The following is a 12673-nucleotide window of genomic DNA, read 5'->3' as shown; positions in this document are numbered from 1 at the left end:
TGGGGGTAATGGACCATGGCGCGTCGCCGACAACATGAAGAGCATGTGAACCATGAACGCTGGCTGGTTTCCTACGCCGACTTCATTACCCTGCTGTTCGCCTTTTTCGTGGTGATGTACTCGATTTCCTCGATCAACGAAGGCAAGTACAAGATCATTTCCCAGGCGCTCGTCGGCGTGTTCACCGATGCGGATCGCTCGGTGCAGCCGATCCCCATCGGCGATGAGCGGCCGAAGACCGTGACCCCGGCCAAGCCGCTGGTCAAGGACAGCGATCAGGTCGACGCCGGTATCGCCGGGGCCAGCGATCCGCTGAAAAGCATCGCCGATGACATCAGCGCGGCGTTCGGCGACTTGATCAGCTCCAATCAGATGACCGTGCGCGGCAACGAACTGTGGGTCGAGATCGAACTCAATTCCAGCCTGCTGTTCGGCAGTGGCGATGCCATGCCCAGCGACGTCGCGTTCAACATCATCGACAAGGTGGCAGCGATTCTGAAGCCGTTCGACAACCCGATTCACGTCGAAGGTTTTACCGACGACCAGCCGATCCGCACGGCGCAGTACCCGACCAACTGGGAACTGTCCTCGGCGCGTTCGGCGAGCATCGTGCGCATGCTCGCGATGCAGGGTGTGAACCCGGGCCGGATGGCCTCGGTGGGGTATGGCGAATTTCAGCCGGTGGCCAACAACGCCACGGCAGAGGGCAGGGCGCGCAACCGTCGTGTGGTGTTGGTGGTGTCGCGCAACCTCGACGTGCGGCGCAGCCTGACCGGCACCGGAACTGCCAATGCGCAACCTGACGCCGCGTTGAAGCGTGCTGGCACACAAACTGCACCTGCACCGGTCAAACCACCGGTACGAGAGAGCGCCGTCAATTCTCCGTCACCCGTATTAACACGTTGAGCTATTTCTCGGTCGACCGGTTCGACCGGGAGGAACAATCCGAATGAGAGTCTGGGCAGTTGCCAATCAAAAGGGTGGTGTTGGTAAAACCACTTCCTCCATCGCTTTAGCCGGGTTGCTGGCTGAGGCGGGCAAGCGCGTGGTCGTGGTCGATCTCGACCCTCACGGCTCGATGACCAGCTACTTCGGTTACGATCCAGACACCCTGGAGCACAGCAGCTACGACCTGTTCCTGCACAAGGGCAGCGTGCCGCAAGGCCTGCCCGGCCAACTGCTGTTGCCCACCAGCCATGCCAGTATTTCCCTGCTGCCGTCGAGCACCGCACTGGCGACGCTGGAACGCCAGTCGCCGGGGCAAAGCGGCCTGGGCCTGGTGATCGCCAAGAGCCTCGCGCAACTGTGGCAGGACTTCGATTACGCCGTGATCGACAGTCCGCCGTTGCTCGGCGTGCTGATGGTCAATGCCCTGGCGGCCAGTCAGCAACTGGTCATTCCCGTGCAGACCGAGCACCTGGCGGTCAAGGGTCTGGAGCGCATGGTCAATACCCTGGCGATGGTCAATCGCTCGCGCAAGCAGCCGCTGGCCTTCAGCATCGTGCCGACGCTGTTCGACCGCCGCACGCAAGCGTCCCTCGGGACCTTGCGGGTATTGCGCGACAAGTACCCCGACGAAATCTGGCAGGGCTATATTCCGGTCGACACGCGCTTGCGTGACGCCAGCCGTGCCGGTGTCACCCCTTCGCAATTCGACGGCAAGAGCCGTGGGGTGCTGGCCTATCGTGCCCTGCTCAAGCATTTGCTCGCGCAGCAATCCGTTGCGCAGGTGGCGTGAGATGAATCGCCCGGTAAAAGTCACGTCCCGTCCGCAGCTTGCACTTCAGTCCTATCTGGACAACTTGCTGATGGACGCGACCGAAGAGGCGCCAGCGGAAATCGAGACGATTGCCGAGGTGATCGAGGTCGAGGCGGCACTCGACGAGTTCCAGGCAGCGGTGCTTGAAGAGCAGGCCCGCGACGCGCAGAAGGCGCCGCAAGAACCTGCGCCGGTTACGGCACCGGTGGCCGCGCCTGTCGTGCAAGCGCCAGTGGCGCTGATCGATGCACCGACCCCGGTCATGGCGCCGGTGTCGACCATCGCGCCGTTGCTGCAGGCGCTGGTGCCGCCGATCGTCGAAGTCCATTTGCCACCCAGCAACACGCCGCCGCCGGTGGAAACCGACGGTCGTCCCGCCTGGGCCGCCGACGCGTTCGAATGCCTGTTGTTCGATGTCGCCGGGCTGACCCTCGCGGTGCCGCTGGTGTGCCTGGGCTCGATTTATTCACTGGCCGGCCAGGAGCTGACGCCGCTGTTCGGTCAGCCGGAATGGTTCCTCGGGATCCTGCCGAGCCAGGCCGGCAATCTGAAGGTGCTCGACACCGCGCGTTGGGTCATGCCCGACCGATACCGGGACGACTTCCGCCAGGGCCTGCAGTACGTCATTTCGGTCCAGGGCTACGAGTGGGGGCTGGCGGTGCATCAGGTCAGCCGCTCATTGCGCCTGGACCCGAACGAAATCAAATGGCGCACCCATCGTGGCCAACGGCCGTGGCTGGCAGGCACGGTCATTGAACACATGTGTGCGTTGCTCGACGTGGCCGCGCTGGCCGAGCTGATTGCCAGTGGCGGCGCAAAACACCTGGGCGGCAGCAAGCCGGTCCACAAGCCAACATAAAAAACACGCGGGGCAAATGAGTTGCCATCGCACCGAACACACACCGCCAGGGCGGTTTTTCGAGGGGTCAGGGTATGAATGATAAGGCGTCGTCTGCAAAGGGTTCCGAAGATCCGATCCTGCAATGGGTAACCTTCAAGCTGGACAATGAAACCTACGGCATCAACGTGATGCGCGTTCAGGAAGTCCTGCGTTACACCGAGATCGCTCCGGTTCCGGGTGCCCCAAGCTACGTGCTGGGCATCATCAACCTGCGCGGCAACGTGGTCACCGTGATCGACACCCGCCAGCGCTTCGGCCTGATGAATGCCGAGATCAGCGACAACACCCGGATCGTCATCATCGAGGCCGACAAGCAAGTGGTCGGCATCATGGTCGACAGCGTGGCCGAAGTGGTTTACCTGCGTCAGTCGGAAATCGAAACCGCGCCGAACGTGGGCAATGAAGAGTCCGCCAAGTTCATCCAGGGCGTGTGCAACAAGAACAACGAGCTGCTGATCCTGGTCGAACTGGACAAGATGATGAGCGAAGAGGAATGGTCGGAACTGGAGAATATCTGATTGATTCTCGAGGTTGCGGTCATTGTCCTGTTCCTGTTCTGGGCAGGCACGCTGGCAATGTTCCTGGCGTACATTCGCGGGCAGCGGCAGATCGCCGCGCAACAGGCCCAGGGCGATGCGCTGCGCGATCAGCGCATCAAGGAACTGGCCAGACTGGTTGAGAACTACCAGAGCGGCACCGTGCGCATGGGGGAAGACCTGCATGAGCTGCGCGCGGTGGTTGCTCCGTTGCCGGACAAGCTGGCTCAACTGGAACAGCGCGACCCGTCGAGCCTGTCGTTTGCCCAGGCGGCGCGATTGGTCGGGATGGGAGCGAGCGTCGATGAACTGACCCAGTCCTGCGGTTTGACCCAGGCTGAGGCCGAGTTGATGAGCAAGTTGCACAAGAGTTGATGGTCAGTACCCAATCGCCGGCTCGCCGGCGATGGCGTCCCCAACACCTCAGTAATCATCCCCACGGTCGGTCACGTCTTTCTCGACCATCGGCGCATCCGGGTCCTGCCCGGCAGGAAACTTGCCTTTCAGGTTCCAGGCAAACGCAATGATCTCGGCGATCGTGCGGTACAGCTCCTCCGGAATACTGTCTCCCAGCTCCATGCGCGCCAGCAGTCTCACCAGCTCGGCGTTTTCGTAGATCGGCACTTCATAGTCGCGGGCGATCCGCAGGATTTCTTCGGCCATTTCCTCATCGCCCTTGGCGGTCAGGGTCGGTGCGTGGCTGCCGTCGTATTTCAGCGCGATGGCCTGGCGTGGGGCGTGGGTGTTGTTCATGCGGTTTCGTCGACCCAGCGTTGTTCGAGACGGGTTTGTGGACCTTGGGGCGGTTTGCCTTGGTGGCAATCGAGGTCGCCCACGTTCAGGCCCGAGTCCAACAGGCGTTGGCGCAGCGCGGCCAGGTTGCTTTCGATCAGGCTCGCCGTGTAGGGCCGTTCGGCCCACAACTGGCTCGACAGGCTGCCCTGAATCAGTTGCGCCTGGATCTGCAGCGGGCCCAGCGGTTCCATGTCGAACGCCAGATCGACGCGCCACAATTGCTGTTTGGGTTCGCGTTCGTCGCGGCGCTCCTGGGGCTGTTCCTTTTCCGGTGCTTCCTCGCGCTGAAACTTGACTTGCAGGGGCACGATGTCTTGCAGGTTGCGCATCGGGATTTCCAGCTGCCAGGTGCTCATCAGGCGACCGTCGCTGGTCACGCCGGTCTGCTCCAGGCTCGACAACTGGTGGCTTTGCAGGCGAGAAACCGCTGCGGCAGCCAGGCGCAGCAGGTGTTCGAGATCGTCTTCGCCTTCCGCGCTCTGCAACAGGCGCTCGGGCAGCGGGAATCCGGTCGGTGACGGCTTGGCGCTGACCTGCCCGAGCATGCCCAGGGCATTGCGCACGAAGCTCGGCATGGCCTGGGCGAGGGTGTTGGCCGCAATGATCGCGTTGAGATTGGTGTTGGTCGGCAGTCCCTGGGTCACTTGTGCAATCAACCTGAGCAGGTCGCCTTTCAAGTCCGGCGCCAGCGTCGGGTTTTGTCCGCCCAACAGCTTCGATTCGAGGAAGGCGCCGCTACTGGCCAGTGCCAGCGCCAGGCCTTTGGGGGTGCTCAGTTGCTGAGCGTCCGGCAGGCCGGCGAGCAGCCTGTTCGCCGCCGCCCTCAGGTCGCTGGACGTCTGGTCGGTGGCCGGCAGGTTTTGCAGCAATTTCAGCAGGCCGTCCAGCGAGCCCTGGCGACTCTGTTGGCTGGCCAGTTGCTGAGTAACCGCCAGTTGTTCCTGACGACTGCTCAGCGGGACGAATTTCAGGGTCTGGCTGTCTTGCACCTGGGCGCTGAGCAAGGTGCCGATGCGCAGGGGCGTCGGGCTGTCGAGGGTCAGCGTCCGGCCGCTCAATGCGGTGTTGAGCAGGCTCACCAGCGAGCGAAATACCGTTGGCTGGCCCGGCACTTGCGGCAGCACCTGGGCCGTCAGCACCTTGCCTTGCAACAATGTGCCCACCGGCAGTTGCGCGGTGTCGATGCGGGTGAGGGTGGCGACACTGGAGGCAATCGCCTGTTGCACCGTCACGGCCAGATTGCTCGCCGAGGGCTGGGTGATCGCCAGGTTCGTACCCTGGGGCAGCGGTTGGCTGCTGGTGGCCTGGACCGTGGTCTGCCGGCCGTTCTCGAGGGTGACCTTGAGCAGCAGTTGAAAGGTCTGGTCCGCCTGCTTCAGCGACAGCACTTCAGCCTTGGCCGACTGGCCGGGCGTGATCAGGCCTTCCATCGGCGTCAGCAACTTGAGCAGGTCACCGCTGACCACCAGCGGCCGTGAGGTCGCGGGTGTGGGCTGCGGGAGCGGGAGGATGTTCATTTCGCCTGTCATACGCGGTCACAACCTGAAGAAATTGCCCTCATTAGAGTAGGGCATGGCATGTATAATGCCGCCCGTCTTTCGGAGAGTGGCAAAAACATTGCAATTGTTTGACGCAGCTCTCTAGAACAGGCCGCCATTGCGACTATGCTGCACCCCTTTAGCGGCCGCTCCGCTGCCGACTTGAACCGTAAAGGCCCGTGATCTCTTGACCAGTCCAGTCCTGCAAACCGTCGCACTCGCCTGTGAGCGAGACCTTCGACTGCTGTTCGAAAATCTCGATTTGAGACTGGCCAGTGGCGAAATGGTGCAAATCAGCGGCCCCAACGGCAGTGGCAAGACCAGCCTGTTGCGCCTGCTGTCCGGTCTTATGCAGCCGACGGCCGGGCAAATCCTGCTCAACGGCCAACCACTCAACGAACAGCGCAACGAACTGGCGCGCAACCTGTTATGGATTGGGCATGCCGCCGGCATCAAGGACCTGCTGACGCCGGAGGAAAACCTCAGCTGGCTCTGCGCCCTGCATCATCCGGCCAGCCATGAAGCCATCTGGAGCGCGCTGGCAGCCGTCGGACTGCGCGGCTTCGAGGATGTTCCCTGTCACACCCTGTCTGCCGGCCAGCAACGTCGCGTGGCGCTGGCGCGGTTGTACCTCGACAGTCCGCCGTTGTGGATCCTCGACGAGCCGTTCACCGCGCTGGACAAGCAAGGCGTGGCGCAACTCGAATCTCATCTGGCCGGCCACTGCGAACGCGGTGGCATGGTGGTGTTGACCACTCACCACACGCTGACCCGCATGCCGGCCGGGTATCGTGACATTGACCTGGGGAATTGGGCCGCATGAGTGTGTTCGGTCTGCTGGTCGCCCGTGAGGCGCGTTTGTTGTTCCGCCGCCCTGCGGAGTTGGCCAATCCACTGGTGTTCTTTGCGATCGTGGTCGCCCTGTTCCCGCTGGCCGTCGGTCCCGAGTCTCAATTGTTGCAAACCTTGTCTCCGGGACTGGTCTGGGTCGCGGCCCTTTTATCGGTCCTGCTCTCGCTGGACGGGCTTTTCCGCAGTGATTTCGAGGACGGTTCCCTCGAACAGTGGGTCCTTTCGTCGCACCCCCTGCCTCTTCTGGTTTTGGCCAAGGTACTGGCACACTGGGCCTTCTCTGGCCTGGCTCTGGTTTTACTCGCTCCACTGCTGGCACTGATGCTCGGTTTGCCCACCGCCTGTCTCCCGGTGTTGCTGCTTTCCCTGTTGCTGGGTACACCGGTGCTGAGCCTGCTCGGTGCCGTGGGTGCGGCCCTGACGGTGGGGTTGAAGCGCGGCGGCCTGTTGCTGGCGCTGCTGATTCTGCCGCTGTACATCCCGGTGTTGATTCTCGGCAGCGGCGCTTTGCAGGCCGCCTTGATGGGCATGCCGGCAACCGGTTATCTCCTGTGGCTTGGCAGCCTGACCGCCCTGGCGATAACCCTGACACCTTTTGCAATCGCTGCTGGCCTGAAGATCAGCGTCGGCGAATAATGAGGTCTGATCAAATATTGATCAGCAAAGACCCAGCGCTGCTCGTGATGACGAGTGGCAACCGTGATGGAAACAGCAATGAACTGGACCTGGTTTCATAAGCTCGGCTCACCCAAGTGGTTCTATGGCATCAGCGGCAGACTGTTGCCCTGGCTGAGCATCGCCGCACTGTTGCTGATCGGCGTCGGCGCCGTCTGGGGCCTGGCCTTCGCGCCGCCGGACTACCAGCAAGGCAACAGCTTTCGCATCATCTATATCCACGTGCCCACCGCGTTGCTCGCCCAGTCCTGCTACGTGATGCTCGCGGTGTGCGGCATTGTCGGGCTGGTGTGGAAAATGAAGCTGGCCGATGTCGCGCTGCAGTGCGCGGCGCCCATCGGTGCCTGGATGACCGCCGTGGCGCTGGTCACCGGCGCGATCTGGGGCAAGCCGACCTGGGGCTCGTGGTGGGTCTGGGATGCACGACTTACGTCGATGCTGATCCTGCTGTTTCTGTACTTCGGTCTCATTGCACTGGGCAACGCCATCAGTAATCGTGACAGTGCGGCCAAGGCCTGTGCGGTGCTGGCGATTGTCGGCGTGATCAATATCCCGATCATCAAGTACTCGGTGGAGTGGTGGAACACCCTGCACCAGGGCGCGACCTTCACCCTCACGGAAAAACCGGCGATGCCGGCGGAAATGTGGCTGCCACTGCTGCTGATGGTATTGGGCTTCTACTGCTTCTTCGGTGCGGTGCTGTTGTTGCGCATGCGCCTTGAAGTGCTCAAACGCGAGGCCCGCGCCAGTTGGGTCAAGGCAGAAGTGCAGAACAGCCTGGAGGCCGCTCGATGAGTTTTGCTTCATTCGGCGATTTTCTCGCCATGGGCCATCATGGCCTGTATGTCTGGTCAGCCTATGGCATCTGCCTGGCGGTGCTGGTCCTGAACGTGGCGGCGCCAGTCCTGGCCCGCAAGCGGTATCTGCAACAAGAGGCGCGTCGTTTGCGCCGGGAGAACGGCAAGTGAATCCGCTGCGTAAAAAGCGTCTTATCATCATTCTCGCGATTCTGGTCGGTGTCGGCGCAGCCGTCGGCCTGGCCCTGAGCGCCCTGCAACAGAACATCAACCTGTTTTACACGCCGACCCAGATTGCCAATGGCGAAGCGCCGCTGGACACGCGCATCCGTGCCGGCGGCATGGTCGAGAAGGGGTCGCTGCAACGTTCCGGCGACTCGCTGGACGTGAAGTTCGTCGTCACCGACTTCCAGAAGTCCGTGACCGTCAGCTACCGCGGCATCCTGCCGGACCTGTTCCGCGAAGGGCAGGGCATCGTTGCCTTGGGCAAGCTCAACGCCGAGGGTGTGGTGGTGGCCGACGAAGTGTTGGCCAAGCACGATGAAAAATACATGCCGCCCGAAGTGACCAAGGCTTTGAAAGAAAGCGGTCAATCTGCTCCAACGCCCGCGAAGGAGGGTTGATCGATGACTTCCGGTCTTTTTATCCCGGAGCTGGGCCATCTGGCGATGATCCTGGCACTGTGTTTTGCCTTGTTTCAGGCCGTGGTGCCGTTGCTCGGCGCCTGGCGCGGTGACCGCCTGTGGATGAGCCTGGCGCAGCCGGCCGCCTGGGGCCAGTTCGCCTTTCTGGCGTTTGCCTTCGGCTGCCTGACCTACGCCTTCATGACCGACGACTTCTCGGTCGCCTATGTCGCCAGCAACTCCAACAGTGCGTTGCCGTGGTACTACAAGTTCAGCGCCGTGTGGGGCGCGCATGAAGGTTCGCTGTTGCTCTGGGCATTTATCCTGGGCGGCTGGACCTTTGCGGTATCGGTCTTCTCCCGGCAGTTGCCGCAGGTGATGCTGGCGCGGGTGCTGGCGGTGATGGGCATGATCAGCAGCGGTTTCCTGCTGTTCCTGATCCTCACCTCCAACCCGTTCTCGCGCATCCTGCCGCAGATCCCCGCCGACGGCCGTGACCTCAATCCGTTGCTGCAGGACATCGGCCTGATCGTGCATCCGCCAATGCTGTACATGGGCTATGTCGGATTCTCCGTGGCGTTCGCCTTTGCCATCGCCGCCTTGCTCGGCGGTCGCCTCGATGCCGCCTGGGCGCGCTGGTCGCGTCCATGGACCATCGTCGCCTGGGCCTTTCTCGGTATCGGCATCACCCTCGGGTCGTGGTGGGCCTACTACGAACTCGGCTGGGGCGGCTGGTGGTTCTGGGACCCGGTGGAAAACGCCTCGTTCATGCCATGGCTGGTGGGCACCGCGCTGATTCACTCGTTGGCGGTCACCGAAAAGCGCGGCGTGTTCAAGAGCTGGACGGTTTTGCTGGCCATCGCTGCATTCTCGCTGAGCCTGCTGGGTACGTTCCTCGTGCGCTCCGGCGTGCTGACCTCGGTCCATGCGTTTGCCTCCGACCCTGAGCGCGGCGTGTTTATCCTGATGTTCCTGCTGTGCGTGGTCGGTGGCTCGCTGACGTTGTTCGCCCTGCGCGCGCCTGTGGTCAAGAGCCAGGTCGGCTTCAACCTCTGGTCCCGGGAAACCCTGTTGCTGGGCAACAACCTGGTGCTGGTGGTCGCCGCGTCGATGATTCTGCTGGGCACCCTGTACCCGTTGATCCTCGATGCGATGACCGGTGCCAAGCTGTCCGTTGGCCCGCCTTACTTCAACGCGCTGTTCATTCCCCTGATGGCCGTGTTGATGGTGGTGATGGCGGTCGGCGTGCTGGTGCGCTGGAAAGACACCCCGGTCAAATGGCTGGTCGGCATGCTGACCCCGGTGTTGCTCGGCAGCGCTGCACTGGCCGTGGTGGCGGGCGTCGCTTACGGCGATTTCAACTGGGCGGTGATCGCGACGTTCATGCTCGCCGCGTGGGTGTTGCTGGCCGGTGTGCGCGACATCTTCGACAAGACTCGCCACAAGGGCCTGATCAAGGGCTTGCCGACCCTGACCCGCAGCTATTGGGGCATGCAGGTGGCGCACCTGGGGATCGCCGTGTGCGCGCTGGGTGTCGTCCTGTCGAGCCAGAACAGTGCCGAGCGCGACCTGCGCCTGGCACCGGGCGAATCGATGGAGCTGGGCGGTTATCAGTTCCTCTTCGAAGGTGCCAAGCACTTCGAGGGCCCGAATTTCACCTCCGACAAGGGCATCGTGCGGGTGATCCGTGACGGCAAGGAAGTCAGCGTGCTGCACCCGGAAAAACGCCTGTATACCGTGCAGAACTCGGTGATGACCGAAGCCGGGATCGACGCCGGATTCACCCGTGACCTGTATGTTGCCCTCGGTGAACCCCTGGGCGACGGTGCCTGGGCGGTGCGTGTACACGTCAAGCCGTTCGTGCGCTGGATCTGGTTCGGCGGTTTGCTCACAGGCCTGGGCGGGGTGCTGGCCGCGTTGGACCGGCGCTACAGGGTCAAGGTAAAAAGCCGCGTGCGGGAAGCACTGGGCATGAGTGGAGCCACTGCATGAAACGTTGGTTGATGCTGTTGCCACTGGCGATTTTTCTGGTGGTTGCTGTTTTCCTGTATCGCGGGCTCTACCTGGACCCGGCCGAGTTGCCTTCGGCGATGATCGGCAAGCCGTTCCCCGAGTTTTCCCTGCCAGCGGTGCAGGGCGACAGGACCCTGACCCGGGCCGACATCGTCGGTAAACCGGCATTGGTCAACGTGTGGGGCACCTGGTGCATTTCCTGCCGGGTCGAGCATCCGGTGCTGAACAAACTGGCCGAGAAGGGGGTGGTGATCTACGGCATCAACTACAAGGACGTCAACGCCGACGCCTTGAAGTGGCTGGCGGAGTTCCACAACCCGTATCAGCTGGACATCCGCGATGACGAGGGCACGCTCGGCTTGAACCTGGGCGTGTACGGCGCTCCGGAAACCTTTTTCATCGACGCCAGGGGCATCATCCGCGACAAGTTCGTCGGGGTGATCGACGAGCAGGTCTGGCGCGAGAAACTGGCGGCCAAGTACCAGGCCCTGGTGGACGAGGCCAAGCCATGAAGCGCTGGATTGCCGCGGCCATCCTGGGATTGAGCATCGCGGGGGTGGCCCACGCCGCCATCGATACCTACGAGTTCGCCAGGGAAGCCGATCGCGAACGCTTTCGCGAGCTGACCAAAGAGCTGCGTTGCCCCAAGTGCCAGAATCAGGACATCGCCGATTCCAACGCACCGATCGCCGCCGACCTGCGCAAGGAGATTTTCCGCATGTTGGGCGAGGGCAAGGACAACCAGCAGATCATCGACTTCATGGTCGATCGCTACGGTGATTTCGTCCGTTACAAACCGGCCCTGACGGCCAAGACCGCGTTGCTCTGGTTTGGCCCGGCCGGCCTGTTGCTGGGCGGCGTGGTGGTCATCGCCGTGATCGTCCGCCGCCGGCGCGTGCAACAACGTGCCGAGAACCGGACCGAGCTTTCCTCTGAAGAGCGTGAGCGCCTCGACCAACTGTTGGATAAAAACCAAGAATGATTGATTTCTGGCTCGCTGCAGGTCTGCTGCTACTGGTTGCCCTGAGTTTTCTGCTGATCCCCGTTCTGCGCGGCCGTCGGGCCCAGCTTGAAGAGGATCGTACTGCCCTGAACGTCGCGCTGTATCAGGAGCGCGTGGCCGAGTTGCAGACCCAGCAGCAAGAGGGTGTTCTCGACAACGCGCAAATGGACAGCGGCCGTGCCGAAGCGGCCCGTGAACTGCTGGCCGACACCGAAGGTGCCGATACGCCGCGGATGTCACGCCTGGGCAAAACGTTGCCCCTGTTGGCCGCCGTCCTGGTCCCGCTGCTGGGTCTGGGGCTGTATCTGCATTTCGGTGCCAGCGACAAGGTCGAACTGACCCGCGAGTTCGCCCAGGCGCCGCAATCGATGGAAGAAATGACCCGGCGCCTGGAACGCGCCGTCGCCGCGCAACCGGATTCGGCCGAAGGCCTGTACTTCCTCGGCCGGACCTACATGGCGCAGGATCGTCCCGCCGACGCGGCGAAGATCTTCGAGCGCACGGTCAACTTGGCCGGACGTCAGCCCGAGCTGTTGGGGCAATGGGCCCAGGCCCAGTATTTTGCCGATGGCAAGCAGTGGTCGGACAAGGTCCAGGCCCTGACCGATGAAGCGTTGAAGGCCGATCCGAAAGAGGTCACCAGCCTCGGCTTGCTGGGCATCGCCGCGTTCGAGAGTGCGCGTTATCAGGACGCCATCGACTACTGGACGCGCCTGTTGACGCAACTGCCACCGGAAGACAATTCCCGCGCTGCGCTGCAGGGCGGTATCGACCGGGCGACGGAAAAACTCGAGGCCAGCGGCGGCAAAGTGGCCAAGGCGCCCATTGCCGCCAAGGCGGCGCTGCTCAAGGTCAGCGTCGATCTGGCGCCGGAGCTCAAAGCCAAGGTTCAGCCGAGCGACAGTGTGTTCATTTTCGCCCGCGCCGTATCCGGCCCGCCGGCACCGCTGGCGGCCAAGCGCCTGACGGTGGCCGACTTGCCGGCGACCGTGGAACTGGGCGATGCCGATGCGATGATGCCGCAGTTGAAACTGTCCAACTTTCCTGAAGTCCAACTGGTTGCACGCATCTCCCGCGCCGGTCAACCGACTGCCGGTGAGTGGGTCGGTCGCAGCCAGCCTATGGCCAGCAGCACCACCGCGGCGCAGAAACTGACCATCGACAGCCCGGACCAATAACAG

General features: G+C 62.7%; 16 protein-coding genes. 14 read left to right on the top strand and 2 right to left on the bottom strand.

Translation table 11 applies throughout. From position 1 onward, the window contains the following. Positions 1–15 precede the first annotated feature (15 nt). The 5 genes from motD to ACM6IM_RS13000 all read left to right on the top strand — a co-directional run bounded on the left by motD (position 16) and on the right by ACM6IM_RS13000 (position 3571). Positions 16–906, top strand: coding sequence for a flagellar motor protein MotD (motD, locus tag ACM6IM_RS13020; protein ID WP_201189714.1), 891 nt, complete (start codon positions 16–18; stop codon positions 904–906). Positions 907–949: 43 nt separating this feature from the next. Then, a complete protein-coding gene (locus ACM6IM_RS13015) occupies positions 950–1738 on the top strand; it encodes a ParA family protein (protein WP_192302108.1) in 789 nt (262 codons plus the stop codon). Between the two features lies 1 nt (position 1739). Beyond that, a complete protein-coding gene (locus tag ACM6IM_RS13010) occupies positions 1740–2618 on the top strand; it encodes a chemotaxis protein CheW (RefSeq protein WP_414865330.1) in 879 nt (292 codons plus the stop codon). A gap of 74 nt (positions 2619–2692) precedes the next feature. Continuing rightward, positions 2693–3178, top strand: a complete 486-nt coding sequence (locus ACM6IM_RS13005) for a chemotaxis protein CheW (protein ID WP_192302106.1) — start codon at positions 2693–2695, stop codon at positions 3176–3178. After that, positions 3179–3571, top strand: a complete 393-nt coding sequence (locus ACM6IM_RS13000) for a DUF2802 domain-containing protein (RefSeq protein ID WP_192302105.1) — start codon at positions 3179–3181, stop codon at positions 3569–3571. Between the two features lie 48 nt (positions 3572–3619). Here ACM6IM_RS13000 and ACM6IM_RS12995 read toward each other — a convergent pair whose 3' ends face one another. Both ACM6IM_RS12995 and ACM6IM_RS12990 read right to left on the bottom strand, forming a co-directional pair. Further along, positions 3620–3949: an EscU/YscU/HrcU family type III secretion system export apparatus switch protein gene (locus ACM6IM_RS12995; RefSeq protein WP_414865329.1), complete on the bottom strand. Its 330-nt coding sequence runs from the start codon at positions 3947–3949 to the stop codon at positions 3620–3622. Then, positions 3946–5520 carry a flagellar hook-length control protein FliK gene (locus tag ACM6IM_RS12990; protein ID WP_192302103.1) on the bottom strand — a complete coding sequence of 525 codons (1575 nt, stop codon included), beginning with the start codon at positions 5518–5520 and terminating at the stop codon, positions 3946–3948. The genes ACM6IM_RS12995 and ACM6IM_RS12990 overlap by 4 nt, the downstream gene beginning before the upstream one ends. Positions 5521–5716: 196 nt before the next feature. Between ACM6IM_RS12990 and ccmA the strand changes: the two genes are divergently transcribed. The 9 genes from ccmA (at position 5717) to ccmI (ending at position 12670) form a co-directional block, all read left to right on the top strand. After that, a complete protein-coding gene (gene ccmA, locus ACM6IM_RS12985) occupies positions 5717–6352 on the top strand; it encodes a cytochrome c biogenesis heme-transporting ATPase CcmA (RefSeq protein WP_414865328.1) in 636 nt (211 codons plus the stop codon). Further along, complete coding sequence (ccmB, locus tag ACM6IM_RS12980; protein WP_414865327.1) at positions 6349–7017, top strand: heme exporter protein CcmB; 669 nt, start codon at positions 6349–6351, stop codon at positions 7015–7017. Before ccmA ends, ccmB begins: the two co-directional genes overlap by 4 nt. 78 nt (positions 7018–7095) lie before the next feature. Continuing rightward, entirely contained in the window at positions 7096–7851 is a 756-nt protein-coding gene (locus ACM6IM_RS12975; RefSeq protein WP_192302100.1) for a heme ABC transporter permease, read from the top strand. Continuing rightward, positions 7848–8024, top strand: coding sequence for a heme exporter protein CcmD (gene ccmD / locus ACM6IM_RS12970; RefSeq protein WP_064679077.1), 177 nt, complete (start codon positions 7848–7850; stop codon positions 8022–8024). Before ACM6IM_RS12975 ends, ccmD begins: the two co-directional genes overlap by 4 nt. Next, positions 8021–8476 (top strand): cytochrome c maturation protein CcmE, encoded by a 456-nt coding sequence (gene ccmE / locus ACM6IM_RS12965; RefSeq protein WP_192302099.1) that lies wholly within the window; start codon positions 8021–8023, stop codon positions 8474–8476. The genes ccmD and ccmE overlap by 4 nt, the downstream gene beginning before the upstream one ends. Positions 8477–8479: 3 nt before the next feature. After that, complete coding sequence (locus tag ACM6IM_RS12960) at positions 8480–10468, top strand: heme lyase CcmF/NrfE family subunit (protein WP_414865326.1); 1989 nt, start codon at positions 8480–8482, stop codon at positions 10466–10468. After that, positions 10465–11001, top strand: coding sequence for a DsbE family thiol:disulfide interchange protein (locus tag ACM6IM_RS12955; RefSeq protein WP_201189704.1), 537 nt, complete (start codon positions 10465–10467; stop codon positions 10999–11001). Before ACM6IM_RS12960 ends, ACM6IM_RS12955 begins: the two co-directional genes overlap by 4 nt. Continuing rightward, positions 10998–11471, top strand: coding sequence for a cytochrome c-type biogenesis protein (locus ACM6IM_RS12950; RefSeq protein WP_201189702.1), 474 nt, complete (start codon positions 10998–11000; stop codon positions 11469–11471). The genes ACM6IM_RS12955 and ACM6IM_RS12950 overlap by 4 nt, the downstream gene beginning before the upstream one ends. Further along, positions 11468–12670, top strand: a complete 1203-nt coding sequence (ccmI, locus tag ACM6IM_RS12945; protein ID WP_414865325.1) for a c-type cytochrome biogenesis protein CcmI — start codon at positions 11468–11470, stop codon at positions 12668–12670. The genes ACM6IM_RS12950 and ccmI overlap by 4 nt, the downstream gene beginning before the upstream one ends. Positions 12671–12673: the final 3 nt, after the last annotated feature.

Source organism: Pseudomonas sp. IT-P12, from assembly GCF_949767465.1.
In the GTDB taxonomy this organism is placed as follows: domain Bacteria; phylum Pseudomonadota; class Gammaproteobacteria; order Pseudomonadales; family Pseudomonadaceae; genus Aquipseudomonas.
Note: the sequence above shows the minus strand (reverse complement) of the source record. Positions and strands in the feature narration are given on the sequence as shown.

What these genes read in the sequence shown, in the direction of transcription:
- motD (WP_201189714.1), top strand. Translation starts at nt 16, where the DNA reads ATGGCGCGTCGCCGACAACATGAAGAGCATGTGAACCATGAACGCTGG.
- ACM6IM_RS13015 (WP_192302108.1), top strand. Translation starts at nt 950, where the DNA reads ATGAGAGTCTGGGCAGTTGCCAATCAAAAGGGTGGTGTTGGTAAAACC.
- ACM6IM_RS13010 (WP_414865330.1), top strand. Translation starts at nt 1,740, where the DNA reads ATGAATCGCCCGGTAAAAGTCACGTCCCGTCCGCAGCTTGCACTTCAG.
- ACM6IM_RS13005 (WP_192302106.1), top strand. Translation starts at nt 2,693, where the DNA reads ATGAATGATAAGGCGTCGTCTGCAAAGGGTTCCGAAGATCCGATCCTG.
- ACM6IM_RS12995 (WP_414865329.1), bottom strand. Translation starts at nt 3,949, where the DNA reads ATGAACAACACCCACGCCCCACGCCAGGCCATCGCGCTGAAATACGAC.
- ACM6IM_RS12990 (WP_192302103.1), bottom strand. Translation starts at nt 5,520, where the DNA reads ATGACAGGCGAAATGAACATCCTCCCGCTCCCGCAGCCCACACCCGCG.
- ccmB (WP_414865327.1), top strand. Translation starts at nt 6,349, where the DNA reads ATGAGTGTGTTCGGTCTGCTGGTCGCCCGTGAGGCGCGTTTGTTGTTC.
- ACM6IM_RS12975 (WP_192302100.1), top strand. Translation starts at nt 7,096, where the DNA reads ATGAACTGGACCTGGTTTCATAAGCTCGGCTCACCCAAGTGGTTCTAT.
- ccmD (WP_064679077.1), top strand. Translation starts at nt 7,848, where the DNA reads ATGAGTTTTGCTTCATTCGGCGATTTTCTCGCCATGGGCCATCATGGC.
- ACM6IM_RS12960 (WP_414865326.1), top strand. Translation starts at nt 8,480, where the DNA reads ATGACTTCCGGTCTTTTTATCCCGGAGCTGGGCCATCTGGCGATGATC.
- ACM6IM_RS12955 (WP_201189704.1), top strand. Translation starts at nt 10,465, where the DNA reads ATGAAACGTTGGTTGATGCTGTTGCCACTGGCGATTTTTCTGGTGGTT.
- ACM6IM_RS12950 (WP_201189702.1), top strand. Translation starts at nt 10,998, where the DNA reads ATGAAGCGCTGGATTGCCGCGGCCATCCTGGGATTGAGCATCGCGGGG.
- ccmI (WP_414865325.1), top strand. Translation starts at nt 11,468, where the DNA reads ATGATTGATTTCTGGCTCGCTGCAGGTCTGCTGCTACTGGTTGCCCTG.